Raw genomic sequence first — 232 nt, forward strand, 5'->3', positions numbered from 1 at the left:
CATTTTCAATCGTAGCTTCTGCTATGATTTGCGCACTGTTTCCATCATAGTAGTATCGGGTATGAATGCCATCCTGTATACGGTCTGTCAGTAATCCATCCCCGTTGTATCGGTACTCTACGAGCTTTCCGCCGATCTTGACCTGCGTCAATCGGTTCTGATCGTCAAAGCTGTTCTCCCTCGGCTTTGTATGCGGAGCTCTCTCCGTTTCCATTGTAAGACGATTCCCTCT

At 47.8% G+C, this 232-nt stretch carries 1 protein-coding gene; it reads right to left on the reverse strand.

What is annotated here, in order from left to right:
- On the reverse strand, window positions 1–214 hold a 214-nt coding region (locus JO375_RS12600), incomplete at its 3' end, for a hypothetical protein (protein WP_229524811.1).
- Window positions 215–232: the final 18 nt, after the last annotated feature.

Source organism: Paenibacillus farraposensis (genome assembly GCF_020736845.1).
Classification (GTDB): domain Bacteria; phylum Bacillota; class Bacilli; order Paenibacillales; family Paenibacillaceae; genus Paenibacillus; species Paenibacillus farraposensis.